Origin of the sequence: Leisingera sp. JC11, from assembly GCF_040704725.1 — a bacterium.
Taxonomy (GTDB): Bacteria; Pseudomonadota; Alphaproteobacteria; order Rhodobacterales; family Rhodobacteraceae; genus Leisingera.
Map to the genome: position 1 here is coordinate 313,138 of NZ_JBFCVS010000003.1, position 24,250 is coordinate 337,387.

A 24,250-nucleotide genomic window follows, 5' to 3' on the forward strand; every position below is an offset into this window, starting at 1 on the left:
GCCTTGGGCGGCCCGCTGTCTTCATCTGTATTCCGATTTGCTCGAACTCTTGGAGCACCCGCATGTTTCGCTTTTTTGAAAACCTAATTGACCCTTATTGCGCCTATCCGGAAACCAACACGCCGCCGACGCGGCTGTGGCCGTTCTTGCGCGACTACTCCAAGCCATTCAAAAAGATCTTTGTGCTGACTGCGCTGATGTCGGTTATTGTCGCCGCGATCGAGGTGGGCCTGATCTATTACATGGGCCGGGTTGTGGACCTGATGGCCGGGACGCCGGCGCAAGTTTGGGAAAATCACGGCACCGAGCTGATCCTGGTCGCCCTGTTCATCCTGTTAGTGCGGCCGCTGATCCAGTTCCTGGATGTTGTGCTTCTGAACAACGCCATCCTGCCGAACTACGGCACATTGATCCGCTGGCGGGCGCACAAGCACGTGCTGCGCCAGTCGGTGGGCTGGTTCGAGAATGATTTTGCCGGCCGGATTGCCAACCGGATCATGCAAACCCCGCCTGCCGCGGGGGAGGTGATCTTTCAGGTCTTTGATGCCATCACCTTTTCGCTGGCCTATCTGGCCGGGGCGGCGGTTCTGCTGTGGGTCGCGGACGTACGGCTGATGCTGCCGCTGGCGGTGTGGTTTGCGCTTTATGCGCTGCTGGTGATGTGGACAGTCAAACGGGTCGGGCCGGCCAGCCAGGCTTCGTCTGACGCACGCTCGACCGTGACGGGGCGTGTTGTCGACAGCTACTCCAACATCCACTCGGTGAAGATGTTTGCGCATCACGACCGGGAACTGACCTATGCGCGCGATGCGATCGAGAACACCCGCAAGACGTTTCAGACGGAGATGCGCATCTTCACCATCATGGATGCAACGCTGGTTACGCTGAACGGGCTGCTGATTGTCGGTGTGGTCGGCTGGGCCGTGATGTTGTGGGTGCAAGGTACGGCGTCGGTCGGGCTGGTGGCGGCGGCCACGGCGCTGACCCTGCGGCTGAACGCAATGACCGGCTGGATCATGTGGGCGCTGACCTCCTTCTTCCGCCAGCTGGGGGTTGTGGCTGAGGGGATGGAAACCATCGCCCAGCCCATCGACCTGGTGGATGCCGCGAATGCGGAGTCGCTGAAGCTGACCAAGGGCGAGATCCAGCTGCGAAACCTCTCTCACCACTACGGGCGCGAAGCGGGTGGGCTCGACCGGATCAGTCTGACCATCCAGCCGGGGGAGAAAGTCGGACTGATCGGGCGCTCTGGCGCAGGAAAATCGACCCTGGTGAAGCTGCTCCTGCGGTTCTATGACGTCGAGAGCGGCCAGATCTTAATAGACGGCCAGGACATCCGGGCAGTGACACAGGATAGTTTGCGCAGCCGCATCGGCATGGTCCAGCAGGACAGCGCGCTGATGCACCGCTCTGTGCGGGACAACCTGCTGTACGGACGTCCGGATGCCACAGAGGAACAGATGATCGCCGCTGCCAAACAGGCGCAGGCGCATGAGTTCATTCTGGATCTGGAGGACCCGCAGGGGCGCAAGGGGTATGACGCCCACGTGGGGGAGCGCGGTGTAAAATTGTCAGGTGGTCAACGCCAGCGGGTTACACTGGCAAGGGTGATCCTGAAGGATGCGCCGATCCTGGTGCTGGACGAGGCCACCTCGGCGTTGGACTCCGAGGTCGAGGCGGCGATTCAGGAAACGCTTTATGGGATGATGCAGGGCAAGACGGTGATTGCCATTGCACATCGGCTGTCCACCATTGCGCAGATGGACCGTATCCTTGTGATGGATCAGGGCCGTATAGTTGAAGAAGGCTCGCATGAGGCGCTATTGCAGGCGCAGGGGCTTTATGCACAGCTGTGGGCGCGCCAGTCCGGCGGCTTCCTGAACATCGAGGCAGCAGAATGAACATAGGCAACCTGATCGACGCCTTCCGCCCGGCAGAGGGCCCGCCGCCGCAGCGGCTGGGGGCCTTCCTGCGCTGGTGCCTGGCCGGGGCCTGGCCGATGCTGCTGCTGGCTGCGGCTTTCTCGGCGCTGGCCGGCGGGATGGAGGCGGGCACCGCCTTTATCCTGGGGATGGTCATCGACACCGCCATCGCCAGCGGGCCGGAGCAGTTCTTCTCGGCCGGCAATGTGGCGGTGATCGCATTGGCGCTGGGCTTCTTCCTGTTTGTGCGCCCTGTTCTGTTCGGCCTGTCTGCGGCCTCCAACGCCATCGTCGTGCAGCCCAATGTGAACCCGCTGGTGCTGTCGCGGCTGAACCGCTGGACGCTGGGCCAGTCGGTGCGGTTCTTTGACGATGATTTTGCCGGCCGGATCGCTCAGAAGCAGATGCAGACGGCAACCGCCGTCACCTCCGTAACCACTGAGATGATCAACGTGGTGGCCTTTGCGCTGGCGTCTCTTGCGGGTTCTTTGGCCTTGTTAGGTTCTATTGACTGGCGCATCACCGGCGTGTTTCTGGTTTGGCTGATCGCCTATTTCGCGCTGATCCGGTGGTTCCTGCCGCGCATCCGCAAACGCTCCGGGGCGCGGGCCGGGGCGCGGGCGATGGTGACCGGACAGGTGGTCGACTCGATCACTAACATCAAGACGGTGAAGCTGTTTGCCCATGCCGATCACGAGGAACGTACCGCCCAGGACGCCATGGTGCGGTTCCGCGACAAGTCACTGCATTTCGGCTACCTCTCCGCCAGCTTCCGGTTCTGCCTGATGTGCCTGGCGGGTGTCCTGCCGGTGCTGCTGATCGGTGCGACGCTGTTTCTGTGGCAGTCGGGCACGGCGACCGAAGGCGACATCGTGGCGGCCGGTGCGGTTTCGATCCGCATCGCCCAAATGACCGGTTGGGTCAGCTTCACGCTGATGGCGATTTATTCCAATGTGGGTGAGATCGAGAACGGCATGAAGACTCTGTCGGTCCGCGATAGGGTCGAGGACAAGCCCGATGCCAAACCGCTGCAGGTCAGCGAAGGCGAGATCGTCTTTGACCAGGTGGAGTTTGCCTATGGCCGCGATGTCGGCGGGGTGCAGGGGATCGATCTGACCATTCATCCAGGCGAGAAGCTGGGCATCGTCGGGGCCTCGGGGGCGGGGAAGTCCACGCTCGTGTCGCTGCTGCTCAGGCTCTATGACGGGGAGAGTGGCCGGATTCTGATCGACGGTCAGGATATTGCCACTGTCACTCAGAACTCTCTGCGCAGCGAGATCGGCATGGTCACCCAGGAAACCGCCATGTTCAACCGCTCGGCGCGGGAGAACATTCTCTACGGGCGGCCGGATGCCTCAGAGGAAGAGCTGATCGCGGCGGCGCAGAAGGCTGAGGCGCATGAGTTCATCTCCGAGCTGGAGGACGGGCAGGGCCGCACCGGCTATGATGCCTTTCTTGGAGAGCGCGGGGTGAAACTGTCCGGCGGTCAGCGGCAGCGGATTGCTCTGGCGCGCGCGATTCTCAAGGACGCGCCCATTCTGGTGCTGGACGAAGCCACCTCGGCGCTGGACTCCGAGGTTGAGGCCGCGATCCAGGCGGCGCTGCACCGGGTGATGGAAGGCAAGACGGTTCTGGCCATCGCTCACCGGCTGTCGACGCTCAGCGAGATGGACCGGATCATTGTGATGGAGAAAGGCCGCGTTGCCGAAAGCGGGAGCCACGACGAATTGCTGGCCAGGGGCGGCCTCTATGCCCAGTTCTGGGCGCGACAGTCCGGCGGTTTCATCTGCACAGACGAGGAGCAGGCGGCGGCTGAATAACCTGACTGGCGCATTTTACTTTTGCTGGTCCCTGCGCCGCGCTATTGAGCCGCCATGACTGACACAGCCAGAACCACAGCAACGATCAGCCGGCTGGGCCATCAGGGTGATGGCGTGGCCGATGGTCCTTTGTTTGTCCCGCGGACGCTTCCGGGTGAGGTCGTCAGCGGCATTGCCGAAGGCAGCCGCTTGACAGAGATCCGCATCGAAACCCCATCAGAACACAGGGTGCAGCCGCCCTGCCGGCACTACAAGGCTTGCGGCGGCTGCCAGCTTCAGCACGCCAGCGATGCCTTTGTGGCAGGGTGGAAAACGGATGTGGTGCGCAATGCACTGGCAGCGCAGGGACTGGAGACGGAGTTCCGCCCTATCCAAACTTCCCCGCCCCGGTCGCGCCGTCGCGCCACATTGGCAGTGCGGCGCACCAAGAAGGCCGCGATGGCCGGGTTTCACGGCCAGGCGTCAGATGTGATTACAGAGATTCCCGATTGCCAGCTGCTTGAACCCGCCCTGATGGCAGCAATTCCGGTGGCGGAAGCGCTTGCTCTGGCCGGAGCCAGCCGCAAAACGCCGCTGGCCGTGACAATCACAACTTCGGATGCGGGCCTTGATATGCTGGTCCGCAACGGTAAGCCGCTGGATGGCCCCTTGCGGATCGAACTGGCGCAGCTAGCCGACAGACATAGGATTGCCCGGCTGACCTGGGATGATGAACCGGTGGCAATGGAGCAGCCGCCCGAGCAGCCCTTTGGCGCTGCACATGTCTGCCCGCCACCAGGTGCCTTCCTGCAGGCAACGCGCGAAGGGGAAGGCGCCCTGCTGGCTGCCGTTCAGGAAATAACCAGTGGCGCAAAGAGGATCGTGGACCTGTTTGCCGGCTGCGGCACCTTTACGCTGCCGTTAGCTCAAACCGCGGAGGTGCATGCGGTTGAGGGCGAGCGGGATATGGTGAAGGCTTTGGATGCCGGCTGGCGCAAGGCAAAGGGGCTGAAGAAAGTCACTACCGAAGCCCGCGACCTGTTCCGCAACCCGCTGCTGCCCGAAGATCTGAACCCCTTTGGTGCCGCCTTTGATGCGGCGGTGATCGACCCGCCCCGGGCTGGTGCCGAGGCACAGGTGGCGCAGCTGGCCAAGGCGCGTACGCCGGTGATTGCCTATGTCTCATGCAATCCGGTCAGTTTTGCCCGCGATGCAAAGGCGCTTGTTGCGGCGGGTTACAGTCTGGACTGGGTCCAGGTTGTTGACCAGTTCCGCTGGTCAGCCCATACCGAATTGGCCGCAAGATTTTCCCTGAAAGACTGAGATGACGGATATTCAAGTGATGACACCGACCCGCCGCCTGGAAGCCATTCTGGATAGCAGCCGTTTCGGCCGCTTCATCACCGCGGTGATTCTGGTCAATGCCGTGACCCTAGGGCTTGAGACCGCCCCGTCGGTCATGGCGAAGGTTGGCGGGTTGATCCATCTGATTGATAAAGTCTGCCTGTCGATCTTTGTGGTCGAGATCCTGGCCAAGCTGCTGGTGCGCCGGCTGCGGTTTTTCCTCAGCGGCTGGAACGTGTTTGATTTCGTGATTGTCGGGATCGCGCTGTTGCCCGGCACGCAGGGATTGTCGGTGCTGCGGGCGCTGCGTATTCTGCGGGTGCTGCGGGTTATCTCGGTCGCACCGCGGCTGCGCCGGGTGGTCGAAGGCTTCATCACCGCGCTGCCGGGGATGGGCTCGGTGTTTCTGCTGATGGCGATCATCTTCTACATCGGTTCAGTCATCGCGACCAAACTGTTCGGTCAGGACTTTCCGGAATGGTTCGGGGACCTGGGTCTCAGCGCCTATTCGCTGTTCCAGATCATGACGCTCGAAAGCTGGTCGATGGGGATCGTACGCCCTGTGATGGAGGTGCATCCGCATGCCTGGGCTTTCTTTGTCCCTTTCATCATGGTTACGACCTTTGCAGTGGTGAACCTTCTGGTCGGCCTGATCGTAAACTCGATGCAGGACGCTCATGGCGAGGAAGAGGGGGAACGCACCGATGCCTACCGGGATGAAGTGCTGAGCCGTCTGGAAGCGATTGAGCAAAAGCTATCAAGTCAGGCGGCCCAAGACAGGAAATTGTGAATTTCCTTAATAGCTATTTCGCGCTAAAGCCTGAATAGAGGCAAAAAACAAAATACAGGCTGGGACAATGAACAGAAGGGCATTTGGCATCGGTGCGGCCGTGAGCCTTGCGCTGGCTGGCTGCAGCACCACAGGCGGAACGGTGAGCAGATTCCGCGCCTATGACGGTCCGCAGGTCACTTCGATTGTGATCAACAAGGGCGCGCGCAAACTGTACCTGATGCACAACGACGAAATCCTGCGGGAATATAGGGTCGATCTGGGGTTTGCACCGCTCGGGCCTAAGCAGTTTGAGGGCGATGGCAGGACGCCGGAAGGCACTTATGTGATCAACCGGCGTAACCCGAACAGCCAGTATCACCTGTCAGTTGGCATCTCCTACCCCAACAACCAAGACCGCGCCCACGCGCATGCCAATGGCAAGCGGCCTGGGGGAGAAATCTTCATTCATGGTCAACCGAACAACCCCAAGGAACGCAAGCGCGCTGCCCGGGTTGACGACTGGACGGCGGGTTGTATCGCCGTAACCAATGAAGAGATCGAAGAAATCTATGCGATGGTGCAGGACGGTACCACCATCGCACTGCGGCCCTGATCAAAGAAAAAGCGCGAGAGGTGAAGTCCTCCCGCGCTCAACGAAGCGCTGCCGCTTCTTGCAGTCTTGTGGGGAAAGCGCCGTGCTGAAGCAAGGCGCAGCGGCCTAGTTGGCCATTACCAGTGTCCACCAAATCTTGCCGTTCGGCTCCTGGAACCAGGAAAACCCCATGTTCGCGGCCTTGGGATCAAGAATCACTGCGCGGGTAGCGGGTTTTTCCAGCCATGCGGTCAGGGTTTGCTGCTCGTTTTCGTAGGTTTCAGAAATGTTTTCACCCAAAAGCGTGCCGGTGTAGCCCGCTCGGGCGATCCGGTCCAGCGGCGACGACCCGTCCGATCCGAAATGCCAGGGCCGGTTCTGCACTGACATATCGCGGGAATGGGTGGCTGCGGCTGCGGTCAGCTCAGCGTTCAGCTGCACGGCTTGCGCGCCGGAAGCCTGGCGCAGCGCATTGACTGAGTCGAGCATCCGCAGCTGCACCTTGTCTGCATTCCTGATGCGGTAGGAGCCGCCGGATTCCGACGACGGCGTACAAGCCGCCGCTACTGTAAGAATTGCAGCAGCCATCAGCAGAAAAACGCGGTTCATAATGCTCTCTCGCTCCATCAGTTGCCGATGCATTTATCCTTCCTGTGGCAGCTGTGCAAACGGGCCGGCAGAATTATGCAGACTTGGCGGCCGGATTGATTTGCGACTGCGGCTTTACGGCCATAAAATGCCGCAACCCTGGATCCAGTATGCGCAAGTTGGAAGATGTGATGTCCCGAAAACCTTTTGAAATTTTCAGCCGGCGGCAGTTTCTTGCCGGTAGTGTTGCTTTGATTTCCTCTTCCGCCCTTGCGCAGGAGGATGGTGATACTGCCGAGCAGGTGTATGATCCCTTGCGCCCGCCGCCGGAGCCAGAGCCGCCTGTCCAGCGAAATATCTCGGCCTTCCGTGCCAAGTCTTGGCGGCCCTATTTCGACAATCTTCGCAATGGGGCGATTCTGGTCGATATCGACAGCCGTGCGCTGCATTACTGGTCGGCAGATGAAGGCACCTACAAGCTGTTTCCGTCATCGGTGCCGCTGTCGGACGACCTCACACGCCGCGGCCGCACCCAGGTTGTTCGCAAGGTGGAGGGGCCAAGCTGGGCACCGACACCCAACATGCGCAAGCGCAACCCGGAATGGCCGGCCTATATTCCGCCGGGCCCGGATAATCCGCTGGGCACTCATGCTCTGTACTTGGGCTGGAAGTACTACCGGATACACGGAACCCACGATACGCGCAAAATTGGCCGTAAATCTTCGAACGGATGCATCGGGCTTTACAATGAGCATATCGCCGAACTGTTCAGCCTGGCAAAAGTCGGCACACAGGTGTTGCTAATTTGACGACACGGGGCGGGGCGCTAAGCTGTTAACTATAACAAGCAATTGCAATCCCGCGTTTTTGCTGGTTAGAAAAAAATACGAGGTAAGTCTTGGGTGCGCGGTTCAGTTGTTTGATCCGCGCAAATTCTGGAGGTTAACATGAAAAAACTCGTTATCGCTGCTGCGCTGACCGCTGCTGCTTCGACCGCCACCGCTGGCAACCTGTCCGAGCCGGTTGTTGAACCGCCGGTCATCGTGGAAGAAGCTCAGGGCTCTTCCAGCGGCATCCTGCTGCCGCTGCTGCTGCTGGTTCTGGTTGGCGCAGCTGTTGCAGCAAACTAAGTTTGCGACTCAGTTACGGAAAAGGCGGTGGTTTTCCACCGCCTTTTTTGTTGCCTGAAGCTGATGCGGGAAAGGCCGTCAGGCTGCCTCCACTTCCTGCAGAATGCTATCCAAGGTTTCGACAATCATGTCCGTGCCGTCTGAGTCGATAGTGAGCGGCGGCCGGATTTTCAGGATATTGTCCTTGGGGCCTTCACTGCCAATCAGAATCCGATGATCCCGCATCCGGTTTTTGACATAGGAACAAATTTCTGTGGCTTGTGAGCCATCCGGATTGATCAGTTCCACCCCCAGAAACAAACCCATACCGCGGACATCGCCAATACAGGCATATCTTTGCTCCAGCATTTTCAGGCCTTTAATCAGCCGCGTGCCCTGGATACGGGCGTTGGCCTGCAAACCTTCGTCATCAACGATATCCAGCACTTCCTTACCCGTGCGGCACGAGAGTGTCGAACCACCGAAAGTCGAGAAAAACTCGATTCCGTTGTCGAAACTCTCCGCAATTTCTTTTGTGGTCACAATCACGCCCAAGGGATGGCCGTTGCCGATTGGTTTGCCCATCACAACGATGTCAGGTACTGCTCCCTGATGTTCAAATCCGAAATAGTAGTCGCCAAGCCGCCCCAACCCGGTTTGCACTTCGTCAGCGATACAGACACCTCCCGCAGCGCGAATCTTGTCGTAAACCGCAGGCAAATATCCTGTGGGCGGAATGATTTGGCCTCCGACTGAGGGGAATGTTTCCGCGATGAAGCCGGCTATGCCATGGCCTCTCTCCTGCAGGCGCCGGATTGCCGGTTCCACAAGGTCGGCAAACTTTTGTGCCCGGTCCGGATCATCGCGCCGGAATGAGCCGCGGTAATCATCTGCAACCTCGACGAGCTCTACCCAGTCTGCCTGTCCGATCCCTCGGGGCTTATTGAACTTGTAAGCTGAGATGCTGATCGCACCCGTGGTATTGCCGTGATAGCCATGGTCAGGTGTCACTATGCCTTTGGCGCCGGTATGGGCGCGGGCCAGGCGCAGGGCCAGCTCGTTTGCCTCTGTCCCCGAATTGACAAAAAAACAGACTTCGAAGGGGCCCGGCAGCTTGGACAGCACTTTGTCGGCAAAGGCGGTCTGCGCCGGGTGCAAGTAACGGGTGTTTGAGTTCATCCGCTTCAGCTGGTCTGCGGCAACTGCCTGGATGCGCGGGTGGGCGTGGCCCACATGCGGCACATTGTTGTAGGCATCCAGATACGGTCGGCCCCACTCGTCGAACAAATGATGCTTCCAGCCGCGTACCAGCATCACGGGATCAGTGTAGGTCAGGCTAAGGTTGCCGCCGAAATGCGCCTTGCGCCCGGCGAGAACTTCATCCTTGCTGGTGGGCTGATAGAGGACCTTGTCATCCGGCAGGTTAAGAAGCGCAGCCGGGTTCGGGCAAAGCGCGCGCCACAGGTACATCTCGTCCGGGTCGCCAACCCCTGGCCAGTCGGCTTCGATCCCTTCAGTGGTCAGGGCCAGCTGGAAATGCACATGCGGAGCCCAGCCGCCGTTTTGGCTAGGATCGCCAAGGCGGCAGAATTCTTCACCTTTTTCGACCGCATCGCCCGGCTTCAAACGGTCCAGGACCTCAGGATCCAGGTGGCCGTAAAGAGTGTAGAAGAAATCACCCTCGGGCGTTTCATGACACAGGATGATCACCCCGCCATAGTCCAGATGTCCGCTGCGGTTCTCGGCAACAAAAACCTCGCCTCGCAGAGGTGCGAACATCGCCGTGCCCGCCGGGGCAAAGGCGTCCACGGCCAGATGCACGGTGCGGCGGTTGCTGGCTTTCCACGGCCCGTTGCGAAAGGCTGTGTCCGTGTAGATCAGCCGCGGCTCGTGGTAGTAGCCAAGCCAGATACGGCCGTTATCCTCAAACTCTTCGCCGACCCTGGCCGCTTCTTCCAGAGGCATGTGAAAAGGATTCAGCGGCCATGTAGATTTCTCAACTGACAGTGAACCCATTGGGGCGTCATTGAGATCCTGGCTCATAAGAGGAGCAAAATTTCCGCGTTCCTGTTCCAGCCAGGCTATGACACGCTCGGCGCCCTCGACCACAGGCAGACTGCAGGCTGCGCGCAGCCGGGCATTCAGAAGGCCACCATGCAGCGTGTTACCTTCCAGGAACCGCCAGGCCGGCGCCTGGGAGACGGTGACATAGGGATCATCCGGGTTTTCCGCGGCCATCAGGGTGGAGTTCACCACGCTAACCGCCAGCCGCATCCGCAGCAGCGGCCAGACCATGTCCACCTCGGCGGCGGTCAGCGGGTAGGCTTCGTGGTAGCCCGCTACCAAGGCCGCAAGCGCTGCCTCCGGTGCCGAGTGGCCCAAAACGATGTACGCTGCAGCTATTGCCAGATCGCAAATCCTCGGCGCAGTGCACATGTCACCCAGGTCGATCAGGCCGGAGACCCGGCGCGGCGCGTTCAAATCGCCCGCCACTATAATGTTATAGTCATTGGCATCGTTGTGGATGGCTTGTTTGGGCAGCTCGGCCAAAACAGGCTCTAACTTGGCAAAATCTGCCAAAGTCTGATCTAGAATTTCTCGGCGCGCAGGGTCAGTGATGCAGGAGAGTTGATCCGTAATCCATCCCGCGCGCATCAGGTCCCATTTGAAATCGCGTTCAAGGCCTTCGTGCCGGAAGTCCGCGAGAGATTTGGCCGAGCCGCCCAGAACTTGGCCGATCTCAAAGATCAGCGCGTTGCTTTTCGGCTCTGACTTTGCGTAGCAACGCCCTGGCAACTGGCTCAGCAGCCAGACCAGCCTGTCCTGTCCTTCTTCGTCCTGAAGGGTCAGTAGTGTCTCTCCGGCAAGAGAAGCAATCACTCGCGGGCAGGGCAAGTCTGGCTGGCGCTCTGCGATGTGCCGAAACGCCTTTACCTGCATATCGACCAGCCATACCTCGCAGCCGGGGCGCATGGCCTTGAGGATATAGCCTTGGCCATCAGACCTTTTGGCAAGAAAATTGAGGTCGTATTCACCATCCAGGCGGCTCAATTCCGCTTCGATGCCCCAGTGTTCCCGGAGGGCAGCCGCCCAATGCGCAAGCGTCATCCAATATCTCCCCGTTTTCCGGCCGGTCCGGAAATTGAATATTGGATACTTTCTGGACTGGGGAGGCGTGTTAGTCCAGCCAGCCTTTCAGGTTTTCCTCAATCACGCCTGCCAATGCCGCAACGTGATCGTCATCGTCATTGAGGCATGGGATATAGAGGAAGTCCTCGCCGCCGGCATGCTCAAAGCTTTCGCGGATTTCTTCATTGATTTCTTCCAGCGTCTCAATGCAATCCGCAGAGAAGGCAGGCGCGATCACCGCGATGCTTTTCTTGCCTTCTTTGGCGAGCGTGGCGACGTGGTCTACCGTGTAGGGTTTCAGCCATTCCTCTGGTCCGAACACCGACTGGAAAGTACTGGTGATTTGGGTGTCATCCCAGCCAAGCCGCTCTTTCAGCAGCCGCGTCGTTTTCTGGCACTGGCAATGATAGGGATCACCCTGCATCAGGTACCGCTTCGGCATTCCGTGGTAGGAAACCACCAGAATATCCGGGCGCCTTTCTGCCTTGGCATAGGCTTCTTCCACCGACCGCGCCAAGGCATCGACATAGGCTGGCTGGTCGAAATAGGGTGCAATTGTGCGGGCGGCGGGCTGCCATGGCTCTTCCATAAGCGCGCGGAAGAACTGATCATTCGCAGTACCGGAGGTCGCGCCGGCATATTGCGGGTAAAGCGGCACAAACAGGATTTTTTGGCAGCCGGCCTCCACCATCTGGCGCACCTTGGACTTGGTCGAGGGGTTGCCGTAGCGCATGCAGAAATCGACCATCACCTGATCGCCGTACCGAGCTTTCATCACCTCAGCCATCTTGGCGGTCTGGTCCTTGGTGATGGTCATCAGCGGGCTTTCGCCCTTGTCGTGGTTCCAGATCGATTTGTAGGCCGCACCTGAGGAGAATGGGCGTTTGGTCAGGATGATCAGCTGCAGCAGCGGCTGCCATTTCCACGACGGGTAGTCGATCACCCGTTTGTCGGACAGGAACTCGTTCAGATACCGGCGCATCGGCCAGTAGGAATAATCGTCCGGTGTGCCAAGGTTGGCCAGCAGGATGCCGACCTTCTCTGCCGGGATCTTGGGATGATCGGCAGGGGCGTGGGCAGGGCATTTGGCGGTCCGGGCGGCGTCCAGCATGGGCAGGTCCTGTGGGGCTGAGAATTCGATGGTTGGCGGGAAACTACTGTCTTTACGCGCAGAAGGCCAATTGGATCACATTGGCGCAGCCATTGCGGAAACTTATCGGGGTTTGAGCTTGGTTTCCGGCACTTTCAGCGCATCGGCCAGGCGCATCTGGGCAGAGCCGGGGCGCAGGGGTTTCTGCTGGCTGTCCGATGGCGACCAGCCGGTGAGGCAGACCAGCTCATATGTCGCTGGCAGCCGGCTGTCTGCGGTGGCGAAATGCTCGCGGTAAATGTGATCGGCCAACTGGAACAGGGTGCGCGGGGCCGGGCGCTTCAGGCGCTGGGCGAGGGCATTGGTTTCTCCCATGCCGCGCAGGTCGTGGATCAGATGGGTAAGATCCCGGTATTCTGCGGTCAGCGACACCAGGTCGGCCACCGGCAGCGCAAAACCGGCCCGCTGCAGCAGCCCGCCCAGGTCCCGGATCTCTCCCATCGGGGCGACCCGCGGCGACAGGCCGCCCATCACCACGGTTTCTGCTTCAGCCATGGCCGCGCGCAGCTCGTGCAGGGTCTGGCCGCCGAGTAGGAGGACCAGCAGCAGCCCGTCTTCCTTCAGGGCGCGGCGGCATTGGATCAGCTGCCCGACCGGATCATTGGCCCAATGCAGGCACATGGCATGGATCACCACATCGTGCGCGCCTTCAGCCAGTTCGAGCACTTCCTCGTCCGCAACGATTTTCGCCTCGGGCTGAAACCCTTCCCAGACCTCTGGGAAAGGGCAGATCACCGCAGGGGCTGTAAAGGTTCTGTTAACCAATCTCAGGCGATCCTCTGCCTCGTTCCTTGCCATCTGGTGCAGGAACAGGGCATCCGGCCGCCGGCGTGCACGGCGGGCTTCCAGTGTGCGGCGGTCGAAAAGCTGCATGGGTGCTTGTGTCATGGGGGCTATTTAGATGCTGACGGCCCGGATTCAAACTGCTGTTTCGCTGATCTATCCGTCTCAGTGCCTAGGATGCGGCGGGCTGGTAAGCAGTGACTTTGGCTTGTGTGCTGCCTGCTGGGCAGACGTGCATTTCATCAGCGGCACGGTTTGTGAAGGCTGCGGTGTTCCGCTGCCAGGGCAAACGGACGGGTTTCGCCTGGAGTGCGACAGCTGCCTGCGTCACCCGAGGCCGTGGAGCCAGGGGAGATCTGCACTACTTTACGAGGGGCAGGGCCGCAAACTGGTGCTTGCCCTGAAACATGGCGACCGCACGGAAATTGCCGATACGGCTGCCGACTGGCTGCACCGCGCCGCAGAGCCTCTGCTTAAAGGTGATCCGCTGATTTGCCCGGTGCCGCTTCATTGGACCCGGCTGCTGAAGCGCAAGTACAATCAATCTTCCTTGCTGGCCGCGGCGTTGGCCCGAAAAAGCGAATTGCACCATTGCCCTGACTTGCTGCGGCGCACCCGGCGGACACCTGCGCTTGAAGGAAAAACCCGCGATCAGCGCTATCGTCTCCTGGGGTCAGCAATAACGGTGCCGCCAAAACGAAAAGGCAGGATCAAGGGGCGAGTGGTACTGATCGTGGATGATGTGATGACGTCGGGCGCTACGCTCAACGCCTGCAGTGATGCCTGCCTGCAGGCCGGCGCGACCGAGGTGCGGGTGGCGGTTCTGGCCCGGGTCACGCAAACGTGAGGCTAGCCTCCTGCCTCTGGCAATTGTTGCAATGAATCCCCAATTCCTCCACAACCTTCGAAACCAGAATATGGGGTCCTGAATGAAAACGGTTGAAATCTACACCTCGCCTCTGTGCGGCTATTGTCATGCGGCCAAGCGGCTGCTGAACCAGAAGGGTGTGGCCTTTTCGGAAGTCAACGTGCTGGAGGAGCCGGAGCGCAAGGCGGAGATGATCCAGCGCGCCAACGGCGGCCGCACGGTGCCGCAGATTTTCATCGGCGAGACCCATGTCGGCGGCTGTGACGACCTGTTCGCGCTGGAACAGGCGGGCAAGCTCGACCCGCTGCTAGCGGCCTGATCCCGGAGAGATAAAATGCGCGCAGCTCTGCTTCAGATGACATCCACCGATATCCCGGCCGAAAACCTGGAAACGGTGAAAGCCATGATGGCAGAAGCTGTGCAGGGCGGGGCCGGTTTCGTGCTGACACCCGAGGTCACCAATTGCCTCTCCGGCAGCCGGACGCATCAGAATGGTGTCCTGTGCCACGAGGAGGACGACCCGACCCTGGCTGCCCTCCGCGAAGAGGCATCCAGGCACGGGGTTTGGCTGCTGCTGGGCTCGCTGGGGATCAAGACCCATGACGGCGACGGGCGCTTTGCCAACCGGCAGTTCCTGATCAGCCCGCAAGGTGAAATCACGGCGCGTTATGACAAGATTCACATGTTCGATGTGGAGGTCACGCCGGAGGAAACCTACCGTGAATCCGATGGCTACCGCCCGGGCACCAAAGCCGTCGTGGCGGAAACGCCCTTTGCCAACATTGGCATGACCATCTGCTACGACGTGCGCTTTCCGCGTCTGCACCGTGCACTGGCCAAGGGCGGGGCGCAGATCCTGACTGTGCCTGCGGCGTTCTCCTATGTGACGGGCGCGGCGCATTGGCATTCGCTGTTACGCGCCCGGGCGATCGAGACCGGCTGTTTCGTGCTGGCGCCGGCGCAGACCGGCAAGCACCCGGCCTCCCGCGGGCCCAGCCGCAAAACCTATGGCCATTCCCTGGCTGTTGCCCCCTGGGGCGAGGTGCTGGCGGATGCGGGGCAGGAGCCTGGCGTGACTTACATTGATCTCGACCTCGAAAAAGTGGCAGAAGCACGCAGGCGCGTGCCTTCCCTCACCCACGACCGGGAGTTTGACGAACCCTGATGGACGAGACCCATTCCCTGGCGGTATCGCTGTTCAGCGAGATACTCATGGCTGACCAGCTGGCCCGGTCACGCCTCAGCAAAGTGCTGCCAAAAGGGATGGAACTGTCGCATTTCTCGGTATTGAACCACCTGGCCCGCGCCGGGCTGGAACGCTCGCCCGCCCAGCTGGCCAAGGCGTTCCACGTGACACGCGGGGCGATGACCAACACGCTGAACAAACTGGAAGTGGCGGGCTACATCCACGTCCGCCCCGATTGGGATGATGCGCGGCGCAAGATGGTGGCGATTAGCCCGGCCGGCAAACAGGCCCGTGATGCGGCGCTGGCCGGGATCATCCCGGTGATCTCCGAAGTGGTCGGCGAGCTGGGCAGCGACCGGGTCCGGGCCACTCTGCCGATCCTGCGCGAGCTGCGCGGCAAGCTGGAAGAAAGCGGCTGAGCCGGCCGGTCCCGGCAGCCTGTTGATTGAAACGATTTCCCAAAAAAGAAGGACGCCTGCAAGCAGGCGCCCCTCTTCCCCATCGGTTCCCATCAATCCGTGAGTGGCGGCATCGGCAACCTTTGGGCGGACCCGCCATAAACAGTGGAAAGCAAGCCCTCGGTTCGGGGACTCGACCCCTGGCGGACCGGATAATATTCCAAATCCGATATTTGAGATTAACAATCGGGGCGCTGCAGCTAAAGAGTGCATAAGCGTTAGCACCTATCCTTAAGGATAGGCGGCAAGTCAGGCGCGGCGGCAGGGGGGCAGCTCAGACGGGTTTCACGCTCGCAGTCACATAGTTGACCGACAGGTCCCGTTCGGAAATCGACCAGTTCCAGGTGATCGGATTGAACACGAAACCCTTGCGGTCCACCGGTTTCAGCCCGGCCTTGCGCAGCAGTTCGAACAGCTCATCCGGGGTGATGAACTTGGACCATTCATGAGTGCCGCGCGGTAGCCAGCGCATGATCACCTCGGCACCGACGATGGCCATGGCAAAGCTCTTGGGGTTGCGGTTGATGGTCGAGCAGATCTCCAGCCCGCCGGGTTTCAGCAGCTGCTGTGTCGCGGTCAGATAGCTGAGCGGGTCGGCGACATGCTCCACCACCTCCATGTTGAGCACCACGTCGAATTGCTCGCCGGCATCAGCCAGCGCTTCGGCGGTGGTGTGGCGGTAGTCGATCTCCAGCCCGGATTGTTCCGCATGGATGCGCGCCACCGGCAGGTTGCCCTCGGCAGCATCGGCGCCCACAACCGCGGCGCCCAGCCGCGCCATTGGTTCGCTCAGCAGTCCGCCGCCGCAGCCGATATCCAGGAGCCGCAGCCCCTCGAACGGGCGCCGTGACGTGAGGTCGCGGCCAAACTCGCCGGCGATCTGGCTGGTGATGTAGTCGAGCCGGCACGGGTTCAGCATATGAAGCGGCTTGAACTTGCCGTTCGGATCCCACCACTCCGCCGCCATCGCTTCGAATTTGGCGATTTCCGCAGGGTCGACCGTGGATTGAGGCGCTTGCATTCCTGTCTCCGTGTGCTCTTTTGTAGTCTGACGTTTCACTAAGGTCAGTAATGGATAGATACCCGGACCAAAAGCGCGCTGTGCATTATCTTTACCCGCCGGTCGAGCCTTTTGACCAGCGCATGATCGACGCAGGCCAGGGACACCGCATCTACGCGGAGCAAAGCGGCAACCCGAACGGTATTCCAGTGATCGTCTGCCATGGCGGGCCCGGCGGTGGCAGCAGCCCGGCGATGCGCCGCTACTTCGATCCGCATGTCTATAGAATCATCTTGTTCGACCAGCGCGGATGCGGCCGGTCGCGCCCCTATGCCTCCTGCGAGAACAACACCACCTGGCATTTAGTGGCCGACATGGAGCTGATTCGAAGCCAGTTCGGCATCGACTCATGGATCCTGTTCGGCGGCAGCTGGGGCGCAACCCTCGCGCTGGTCTATGCGCAGACTCATCCAGACCGGGTGCAGCAGATCATTTTGCGCGGTGTCTTCCTGATGACCAACGCTGAGCTGGACTGGTTCTACGGTGGCGGCGCAGGAAAATTCTGGCCGGAAACCTGGGCCAAATTCGTTTCGCTGATTCCGGATTCTGAACGCGGCGATATGATCGCTGCCTACACGAAGCGGCTGTTCTCCGGAAACCTGGAGGAAGAGGTGCGTTATGGCCGGGCGTGGTCTGCCTGGGAAAACGCACTGGCCTCGGTTCACTCCAATGGCCAGAGCGGCGAAAGCCCCGGTGACTATGCGCGCGCTTTTGCACGGCTTGAAAACCACTACTTCAGCAACGGCGGATTTCTTGACTACGACGGCCAGATCCTTGCCAACATGGGCCGCATCTCCCATATCCCCGGTGTAATCGTGCAGGGCCGCTATGACATGATCTGCCCGCCGTCCTCCGCCTGGCGCCTGAACGAGCTGTGGCCAAATGCGGAGTTGAAGATGGTGCGCAATGCAGGCCATGCTCTGTCGGAGCCGGGAATCAGCGCTGAGCTGGTCCGGGCGATGGACCGGATTGCAGGAGAGCTTGTGCCATGACGCGCATCGACCGCCGCGCGCTGTTCACCTCTGGTGCTGCTGCTGCCTTGCTGGCGGCGGCAGGCGGTTCGGTTCATGCGTCACCCAAGGCTGGCGGTGTGCTGCGCCTTGCGGTTCCGCGTGAGGGCGGAATGCTGGAGCAGGCCGCCCGCGGCGCGGTGTATGACACGCTGACTGAAATCGCGCCTGACGGGCTGCTGCGCGGCGAACTCGCAACCAGCTGGCAATCCGCGCCGGATGCACGCGCCTGGACCCTTGATCTGCGTGAAGATGTCACTTTCCACGATGGAACACAGTTGGTGGCGGAAGATGCTGCTGCCTCGCTTGATGCGCTGGGCGTGACCGGTGCTGATCTACAGGCCGTCACCGCGTTGGGCAGTCATCAGTTGCTGCTGGAACTGGCACAGCCCAATCCGCATCTGCCTTATTTGCTGGCCAGTGCCGATCATTGTATTGCCCCGCGCGGAGAAATGCCTGCCGCGCTTGATGAAGCGGTTGGAACCGGCTGCTACCGCGTTGAACGTGCTCAAGAAGACCGCCACTTCCGCGCGTCCAAAGTGGCAGGGCATTACAAGGCCAGCACAGCGGGCTGGGCAGACACGGTGGAAATCATCGTGATTCCGGATGCTTTGGTCCGGGCTGAGGCGCTACGCGACGGTTATGTCGATGTGGCGGCCCTGCCGGAACCGCGTGGCCTGCTGAAACGCGGTGAGTTTCTGTATCATCCGTCCTCCAAAGACATGGCTTTGGCAGCACGACACGATGTCGGAATTCCACGAAAAGTGGGCCAGCGTGCACCACTGGACGATGGCCGCATTGCAGAACGGTGGTGGCGGCTTTAAGGCCACCCGGAGGCTCGTCACAACACAAGCCTTGCAGTTTTCCCCAATCCCGCCTATATGCCTTTGACAACAGCGGCGCGTTGAACCTCTGGCTCAAGGCTCCACCGGGAATTTCGACGGGCCGCGCGCCCGTTTTTTTGTGTTTGCAGGCCTGTGTCTGCACGCCTCAAGTGGAGGTCTGATGACCAACGACCTGATTGCCAAAGCTGCCATCGACCGGCGCCTGGCCGAGATCGTCACTCCGGTGATCGAGGATCTGGGATATGAGCTGGTGCGAATCCGGCTGATGTCTGGTAAGGCGACCACGCTGCAGATTATGGCTGACAAGCCGGATGGCGGCATTGAAGTGGATGACTGTGCCGAGATTTCGAACGCCGTGAGCGCGGTGCTGGATGTCGAGGATCCGATCATTGACGCCTATGCGCTGGAGGTCTCCAGCCCCGGCATCGACCGCCCGCTGACCCGGCTGAAAGACTTTGAGATGTTCGAAGGCTATGAGGCCAAGCTGGAAACCGCCGAGATGGTTGGCGGCCGCCGCCGCTTCAAGGGCGAGCTGGCGGGCACTGAAGAAGATGAGGTTCTGATCAATATCAATGATCAGGGTGAGACAGTGACCATTGGTCTGAAATTCGACTGGCTGAGCGACGCCAAGCTGGTCCTGACTGATGATCTGATCAAGGAAATGCTGCGGCAGCGCAAAGAGGCCGGCACGCTGAACGAAGACGCATTCGACGAAATCGAGACCGAAGAGTCCGAAGAGGAGAACAAGTAATGGCTATCACCTCTGCAAACCAGCTGGAGCTGTTGCAAACCGCCGAGGCCGTGGCGCGCGAAAAGATGATCGACCCGGGTCTGGTGATCGAGGCGATGGAAGAGAGCCTCGCCCGTGCAGCCAAGAGCCGCTATGGCGCCGAGATGGACATCCGTGTGTCGATCGACCGCAAGACCGGCCGTGCGACCTTTACCCGGGTGCGCACTGTTGTCGCCGATGACGAGCTGGAAAACTATCAGGCTGAGATGACCGTCGAGCAGGCACGCCAGTACATGGCGAACCCCGAGGTGGGCCAGACCTATGTAGAGGAAGTCCCGCCGGTCGAAATGGGCCGTATTGCTGCCCAGTCGGCCAAGCAGGTGATCCTGCAGAAGGTTCGCGAAGCAGAGCGCGACCGTCAGTATGAGGAATTCAAGGACCGCGCCGGCACCATCATCAACGGCCTGGTCAAGCGCGAAGAATACGGCAACGTCATCGTCGATGTGGGTGCAGGTGAAGCGATCCTGCGTCGCAACGAGAAGATCGGCCGCGAGAGCTACCGCCCGAACGACCGTGTGCGCTGCTACATCAAGGACGTGCGCCGCGAGCCGCGCGGCCCGCAGATCTTCCTGTCGCGCACCGCGCCCGAGTTCATGGCTGAGCTGTTCAAGATGGAAGTACCGGAAATCTATGACGGCATCATTGAGATCAAGGCTGTTGCCCGTGACCCGGGGTCGCGCGCCAAGATCGCTGTTATCTCCTACGACGGCTCAATCGACCCGGTCGGCGCCTGTGTGGGTATGCGCGGCTCCCGTGTGCAGGCCGTTGTGAACGAGCTGCAGGGCGAGAAGATCGACATCATTCCGTGGAACGAGGATCAGCCGACTTTCCTGGTGAACGCGCTGCAGCCTGCTGAAGTGTCCAAAGTGGTTCTGGACGAAGAAGCCGGCAAGATCGAAGTTGTGGTTCCGGAGGAACAGCTGAGCCTGGCCATCGGCCGCCGCGGCCAGAACGTGCGCTTGGCTTCCCAGCTGACCAACCTCGACATCGACATCATGACCGAGGAAGAGGAATCGGCTCGCCGCCAGAAGGAATTCGAAGCGCGCACCAAGCTGTTTATGGAAACTCTGGACCTCGATGAGTTCTTTGCCCAGCTGCTGGTGTCTGAAGGCTTCACCAACCTGGAGGAAGTCGCCTATGTCGAGCTGGACGAACTGCTGGTCATCGACGGTGTCGACGAAGGCACCGCCGAGGAGCTGCAGGCCCGTGCTCGCGATTACCTGGAAGCTCAGGCCAAGGCGGCTCTGGACGCGGCGCGCGCACTGGGTGCAGAGGACAGCCTGATCCAGTTTGAAGGTCTGACCCCTCAGATGGTCGAAGCGCTGGCGAAGGACGATGTGAAGTCGCTGGAAGATTTCGCAACCTGCGCGGACTGGGAACTGGCCGGCGGCTGGACCACCGATGGCGGCGAGCGGGTCAAAGATGACGGTATCCTGGAGCCTTTCGGTGTGTCTCTGGAGGAAGCTCAAGACCTGGTGATGACCGCCCGCATCATGCTGGGCTGGGTTGATCCGGCAGAGTTGGAAGAAGAAGCGGCTGACGGCGAAGACGCTGGCGAAGAGGAAGGTGAAGCCTGAACCCGGGCTTCGCACAGGAGAACTGCATGACACGCGGTGGTGCCACAAAAGACCGGACCGGCGATAGCGAACGCAAATGTATCGCGACCGGCGAGTCCCAGCCCAAACAGGGCCTCATCCGTTTTGTGATGGGGCCTGACGGGCAGGTCGTGCCCGACGTGATGGGCAAGTTGCCCGGCCGCGGTGTCTATGTGGCCTCCAACCGGGAGGCTCTGGGTACGGCAGTCAAGAAGAAGCTGTTTGCCCGCGGTTTCAAGGCGCAGGTACAGGTGCCGGATGAACTGGATCAGGAAGTTGAGCGCCAGATTGTCCGCCGCCTGATCGAACTGATCAGCCTGGCGCGCAAGTCGGGTGACGCGGTGTCTGGCTTTGAGCGGGTCAAGGACTGGCTGGCCAAGGAAGAGGCGCGTGTGCTGATCCAGGCCTCTGACGGGTCGGGGCGCGGGAAGTCGAAGCTGAGCACGCCCTACAAGGGCAAATTCATCGGCTGCCTCACGGCGGACGAGCTGGGAATGGCATTTGGGCGCCAAACTGCGATCCATGCCGCCCTCGCCTCTGGCGGACTCAGCAAACGTGTTGTAGATGAGGCGCAACGACTGCAAGGTTTGCGCGAAATGGTGGGCGGCAACGGCCGCACGGAAGGATAAGTAGCTTTATGAGCGATAGTGACGGCAAAAAGACACTGGGTCTGCGTGGGGGTTCCCGTCCGGGGAACGTGAAACAGAGTTTCAGCCATGGACGGACCAAGAATGTCGTGGTGGAAACCAAGCGCAAGCGCGTTGTGGTTCCCAAGCCGGGTGCGGCCAAGGGCGGCAGCGGAGCCGCACCCGCTGCCTCCGGATCGCGCCGGCCTGCCGGCATCAGCGACGCGGAAATGGAACGCCGCCTGAAGGCTCTGCAGGCCGCCAAGGCCCGCGAGGCCGAGGAGGCCGCACAGCGCGAAGCCGAGGAGAAGGCCCGCGCCGAAGAGCGTGAGCGCCGCCGGGCGGAGCAGGAAGCCAAGGAGCGCGAGCAGCGCGAGGCGGAAGAGCGTGCGCGTCAGAAAGCCGAAGAAGAAGAGCGCCAGCGCATCGAAGCCGAAGAAGCGGCCAAGCGGGCTGCAGCTGCTCCGGCAGCAGATACCGCGAAGGCGGACCGCGCGGCACCGAACAAACCAGCCCCCGCGGCAGCACCGCGCAAAGCGGACCGGGAACGCGAGCAGCGTCCGTCCCGCGGCAAGGGCCGTGACGACAACCGCCGCTCTGGCAAGCTGACACTAGGCCAGGCAACTGGCGGTGAAGGCAACCGGCAGCGCTCGATGGCAGCGATGAAGCGTAAGCAGGAGCGTGCGCGTCAGAAGGCCATGGGCGGCTCGGTCGAGCGGGAAAAGGTTGTGCGCGACGTGCAGCTGCCGGAAACTATCGTGGTTTCCGAGCTGGCCAACCGTATGGCCGAACGCGTTGCCGATGTGGTGAAATCGCTCATGCAGATGGGCATGATGGTCACCCAGAACCAGTCGATCGACGCTGACACCGCGGAACTGATCATCGAGGAATTCGGCCACAAGGTGACCCGTGTTTCCGATGCTGACGTTGAGGACGTGATCAAGGAAGTCGAGGACAAGGAAGACGATCTGAAGCCGCGTCCGCCGGTCATCACCATCATGGGCCACGTCGACCACGGCAAAACCTCGCTGCTGGACGCAATCCGCGACGCCCGCGTTGTGGCAGGCGAAGCCGGCGGCATCACCCAGCACATCGGCGCCTATCAGGTGACCACCGAAGGCGGCACCGTGCTCAGCTTCCTGGACACCCCGGGCCACGCGGCCTTCACCTCGATGCGCTCGCGCGGTGCACAGGTGACCGATATCGTGGTTCTGGTTGTCGCCGCGGACGACGCGGTGATGCCGCAGACCGTCGAAGCGATCAACCACGCCAAGGCCGCGCAAGTGCCGATGATCGTGGCGATCAACAAGATCGACAAACCGGCTGCAGACCCGAACAAGGTCCGCACCGACCTGCTGCAGCACGAAGTGATCGTGGAAGCCATGTCCGGCGAAGTGCAGGATGTGGAAGTCTCCGCCGTCACCGGCCAGGGCCTGGATGACCTCTTGGAAGCCATTGCTCTGCAAGCGGAAATCCTGGAGCTGAAAGCCAACCCTGACCGTGCCGCCCAAGGCGCCGTGATCGAGGCGCAGCTGGATGTGGGCCGCGGTCCGGTTGCCACCGTTCTGGTTCAGAACGGCACCCTGCGCCAGGGCGACATCTTTGTTGTGGGTGAGCAGTACGGCAAGGTCCGCGCGCTGATCAACGACAAGGGCGAGCGCGTGCAGGAAGCCGGCCCCTCGGTTCCGGTCGAGGTTCTGGGTCTCAACGGCACGCCGGAAGCGGGCGACGTTCTGAACGTGACCGAAACCGAAGCGCAGGCACGCGAGATTGCCGCCTACCGTGAGCAGGCTGCCAAGGATAAACGCGCTGCTGCCGGTGCTGCCACCACGCTGGAACAGCTGATGGCTAAGGCCAAGGAAGACGAAAACGTCTCTGAGCTGCCGATCCTGGTTAAGGCGGACGTGCAAGGCTCTGCTGAAGCCATCGTTCAGGCGATGGAAAAAATCGGCAACGAAGAGGTGCGCGTGCGCGTGCTGCATTCTGGTGTTGGCGCGATCACTGAGACAGACGTCGGCTTGGCGGAAGCCTCAGGTGCACCGATCATGGGCTTCAACGTCCGTGCCAATGCATCGGCCCGCAACACGGCAAACCAGAAGGGTGTGGAGATCCGCTACTACTCGGTGATCTATGACCTTGTGGATGACGTGAAGGCGGCGGCCTCCGGCCTGCTGTCAGCTGAGATCCGCGAGAACTTCATCGGCTATGCGCAGATCAAGGAAGTCTTCAAGGTCACCGGCGTTGGCAAGGTTGCCGGCTGTCTGGTCACCGAAGGCGTTGCCCGCCGCTCGGCCGGCGTGCGCCTGCTGCGCGACAACGTGGTGATCCACGAAGGCACGCTGAAGACTCTGAAACGCTTCAAGGACGAAGTGTCCGAGGTTCAGTCCGGCCAGGAATGCGGTATGGCGTTCGAGAACTACGACGATATCCGTCCGAACGACGTGATCGAAATCTTCGAGCGCGAGGAAGTGACCCGCACCCTCGACTAACGTCTGAGGAGTTGCGGAAAGAAAAGGCCCCGGTTCGAAAACCGGGGCCTTCTTCTGTTCCGCGCACTTTTTCAGTAGTTTTTGGGCTGTGGCAGTTAAGTGCCCGAAAAAATGCGAAAAACCTCCCTGTAAGGG

Annotated in this window: 22 protein-coding genes; 17 read left to right on the forward strand and 5 right to left on the reverse strand. The window is 60.9% G+C overall.

The annotated features are described in order from the left end of the window. Nucleotides 1-62: 62 nt before the first annotated feature. From AB1A62_RS05305 to AB1A62_RS05325, 5 genes are all read left to right on the forward strand, one after another. Nucleotides 63-1,901 (forward strand): ABC transporter ATP-binding protein, encoded by a 1,839-nt coding sequence (locus AB1A62_RS05305; RefSeq protein ID WP_366660466.1) that lies wholly within the window; start codon nt 63-65, stop codon nt 1,899-1,901. After that, a complete protein-coding gene (locus AB1A62_RS05310) occupies nt 1,898-3,742 on the forward strand; it encodes an ABC transporter ATP-binding protein (protein ID WP_366660468.1) in 1,845 nt (614 codons plus the stop codon). Before AB1A62_RS05305 ends, AB1A62_RS05310 begins: the two co-directional genes overlap by 4 nt. A gap of 54 nt (nt 3,743-3,796) precedes the next feature. Next, entirely contained in the window at nt 3,797-5,044 is a 1,248-nt protein-coding gene (locus AB1A62_RS05315) for a class I SAM-dependent RNA methyltransferase (protein WP_366660470.1), read from the forward strand. 1 nt (nt 5,045) lies between these two features. After that, the gene (locus AB1A62_RS05320) at nt 5,046-5,855 is read left to right on the forward strand and encodes an ion transporter (protein ID WP_366660472.1); all 810 of its coding nucleotides are present in this window, start codon (nt 5,046-5,048) and stop codon (nt 5,853-5,855) included. 67 nt (nt 5,856-5,922) lie between these two features. Beyond that, nucleotides 5,923-6,450: a L,D-transpeptidase family protein gene (locus tag AB1A62_RS05325; RefSeq protein ID WP_366660473.1), complete on the forward strand. Its 528-nt coding sequence runs from the start codon at nt 5,923-5,925 to the stop codon at nt 6,448-6,450. Between the two features lie 105 nt (nt 6,451-6,555). Here AB1A62_RS05325 and AB1A62_RS05330 read toward each other — a convergent pair whose 3' ends face one another. Beyond that, nucleotides 6,556-7,038 (reverse strand): CAP domain-containing protein, encoded by a 483-nt coding sequence (locus tag AB1A62_RS05330; protein WP_366660475.1) that lies wholly within the window; start codon nt 7,036-7,038, stop codon nt 6,556-6,558. A 170-nt stretch (nt 7,039-7,208) separates the two neighbouring features. On the opposite strand from AB1A62_RS05330, the gene AB1A62_RS05335 reads away from it, so the two are divergent. Both AB1A62_RS05335 and AB1A62_RS05340 read left to right on the forward strand, forming a co-directional pair. Further along, nucleotides 7,209-7,826, forward strand: coding sequence for a L,D-transpeptidase family protein (locus tag AB1A62_RS05335; RefSeq protein WP_366660539.1), 618 nt, complete (start codon nt 7,209-7,211; stop codon nt 7,824-7,826). Nucleotides 7,827-7,964: 138 nt separating this feature from the next. Continuing rightward, nucleotides 7,965-8,147: a hypothetical protein gene (locus AB1A62_RS05340; RefSeq protein WP_008557026.1), complete on the forward strand. Its 183-nt coding sequence runs from the start codon at nt 7,965-7,967 to the stop codon at nt 8,145-8,147. A gap of 78 nt (nt 8,148-8,225) precedes the next feature. Here the strand turns inward: AB1A62_RS05340 and AB1A62_RS05345 are convergent, their stop codons facing one another. From AB1A62_RS05345 to AB1A62_RS05355, 3 genes are all read right to left on the reverse strand, one after another. Beyond that, nucleotides 8,226-11,234, reverse strand: coding sequence for an aminotransferase class III-fold pyridoxal phosphate-dependent enzyme (locus AB1A62_RS05345; protein WP_366660477.1), 3,009 nt, complete (start codon nt 11,232-11,234; stop codon nt 8,226-8,228). Between the two features lie 70 nt (nt 11,235-11,304). After that, entirely contained in the window at nt 11,305-12,366 is a 1,062-nt protein-coding gene (hemH, locus tag AB1A62_RS05350; protein WP_366660478.1) for a ferrochelatase, read from the reverse strand. Nucleotides 12,367-12,468: 102 nt separating this feature from the next. Then, entirely contained in the window at nt 12,469-13,293 is an 825-nt protein-coding gene (locus tag AB1A62_RS05355; RefSeq protein ID WP_366660480.1) for a methyltransferase domain-containing protein, read from the reverse strand. A gap of 13 nt (nt 13,294-13,306) precedes the next feature. Between AB1A62_RS05355 and AB1A62_RS05360 the strand changes: the two genes are divergently transcribed. The 4 genes from AB1A62_RS05360 (at nt 13,307) to AB1A62_RS05375 (ending at nt 15,661) form a co-directional block, all read left to right on the forward strand. Then, nucleotides 13,307-14,035: a ComF family protein gene (locus AB1A62_RS05360; protein ID WP_366660482.1), complete on the forward strand. Its 729-nt coding sequence runs from the start codon at nt 13,307-13,309 to the stop codon at nt 14,033-14,035. A gap of 82 nt (nt 14,036-14,117) precedes the next feature. Next, the gene (gene grxC / locus AB1A62_RS05365; RefSeq protein WP_174145295.1) at nt 14,118-14,375 is read left to right on the forward strand and encodes a glutaredoxin 3; all 258 of its coding nucleotides are present in this window, start codon (nt 14,118-14,120) and stop codon (nt 14,373-14,375) included. Between the two features lie 15 nt (nt 14,376-14,390). After that, the gene (locus tag AB1A62_RS05370; RefSeq protein WP_366660484.1) at nt 14,391-15,221 is read left to right on the forward strand and encodes a carbon-nitrogen hydrolase family protein; all 831 of its coding nucleotides are present in this window, start codon (nt 14,391-14,393) and stop codon (nt 15,219-15,221) included. Further along, on the forward strand, nt 15,221-15,661 hold the full coding sequence (locus AB1A62_RS05375) for a MarR family transcriptional regulator (protein ID WP_019295272.1): 441 nt from the start codon (nt 15,221-15,223) through the stop codon (nt 15,659-15,661). Before AB1A62_RS05370 ends, AB1A62_RS05375 begins: the two co-directional genes overlap by 1 nt. A 313-nt stretch (nt 15,662-15,974) precedes the next feature. Here the strand turns inward: AB1A62_RS05375 and ubiG are convergent, their stop codons facing one another. Further along, nucleotides 15,975-16,721 carry a bifunctional 2-polyprenyl-6-hydroxyphenol methylase/3-demethylubiquinol 3-O-methyltransferase UbiG gene (gene ubiG, locus AB1A62_RS05380; protein ID WP_366660486.1) on the reverse strand — a complete coding sequence of 249 codons (747 nt, stop codon included), beginning with the start codon at nt 16,719-16,721 and terminating at the stop codon, nt 15,975-15,977. Between the two features lie 50 nt (nt 16,722-16,771). Here ubiG and pip point away from each other — a divergent pair, with 50 nt between their 5' ends. From pip to infB, 6 genes are all read left to right on the forward strand, one after another. Next, nucleotides 16,772-17,752 (forward strand): prolyl aminopeptidase, encoded by a 981-nt coding sequence (gene pip / locus AB1A62_RS05385; protein ID WP_366660487.1) that lies wholly within the window; start codon nt 16,772-16,774, stop codon nt 17,750-17,752. Continuing rightward, complete coding sequence (locus AB1A62_RS05390) at nt 17,749-18,594, forward strand: ABC transporter substrate-binding protein (protein ID WP_366660488.1); 846 nt, start codon at nt 17,749-17,751, stop codon at nt 18,592-18,594. Before pip ends, AB1A62_RS05390 begins: the two co-directional genes overlap by 4 nt. A 181-nt stretch (nt 18,595-18,775) precedes the next feature. After that, the gene (gene rimP, locus AB1A62_RS05395) at nt 18,776-19,366 is read left to right on the forward strand and encodes a ribosome maturation factor RimP (protein WP_366660489.1); all 591 of its coding nucleotides are present in this window, start codon (nt 18,776-18,778) and stop codon (nt 19,364-19,366) included. Further along, nucleotides 19,366-20,982 carry a transcription termination factor NusA gene (gene nusA / locus AB1A62_RS05400; protein ID WP_366660490.1) on the forward strand — a complete coding sequence of 539 codons (1,617 nt, stop codon included), beginning with the start codon at nt 19,366-19,368 and terminating at the stop codon, nt 20,980-20,982. Before rimP ends, nusA begins: the two co-directional genes overlap by 1 nt. A 26-nt stretch (nt 20,983-21,008) precedes the next feature. Next, nucleotides 21,009-21,629 (forward strand): RNA-binding protein, encoded by a 621-nt coding sequence (locus AB1A62_RS05405; RefSeq protein ID WP_366660491.1) that lies wholly within the window; start codon nt 21,009-21,011, stop codon nt 21,627-21,629. Nucleotides 21,630-21,637: 8 nt separating this feature from the next. Beyond that, nucleotides 21,638-24,115 (forward strand): translation initiation factor IF-2, encoded by a 2,478-nt coding sequence (gene infB, locus AB1A62_RS05410; protein ID WP_366660492.1) that lies wholly within the window; start codon nt 21,638-21,640, stop codon nt 24,113-24,115. The last annotated feature ends 135 nt before the right edge of the window (nt 24,116-24,250 follow it).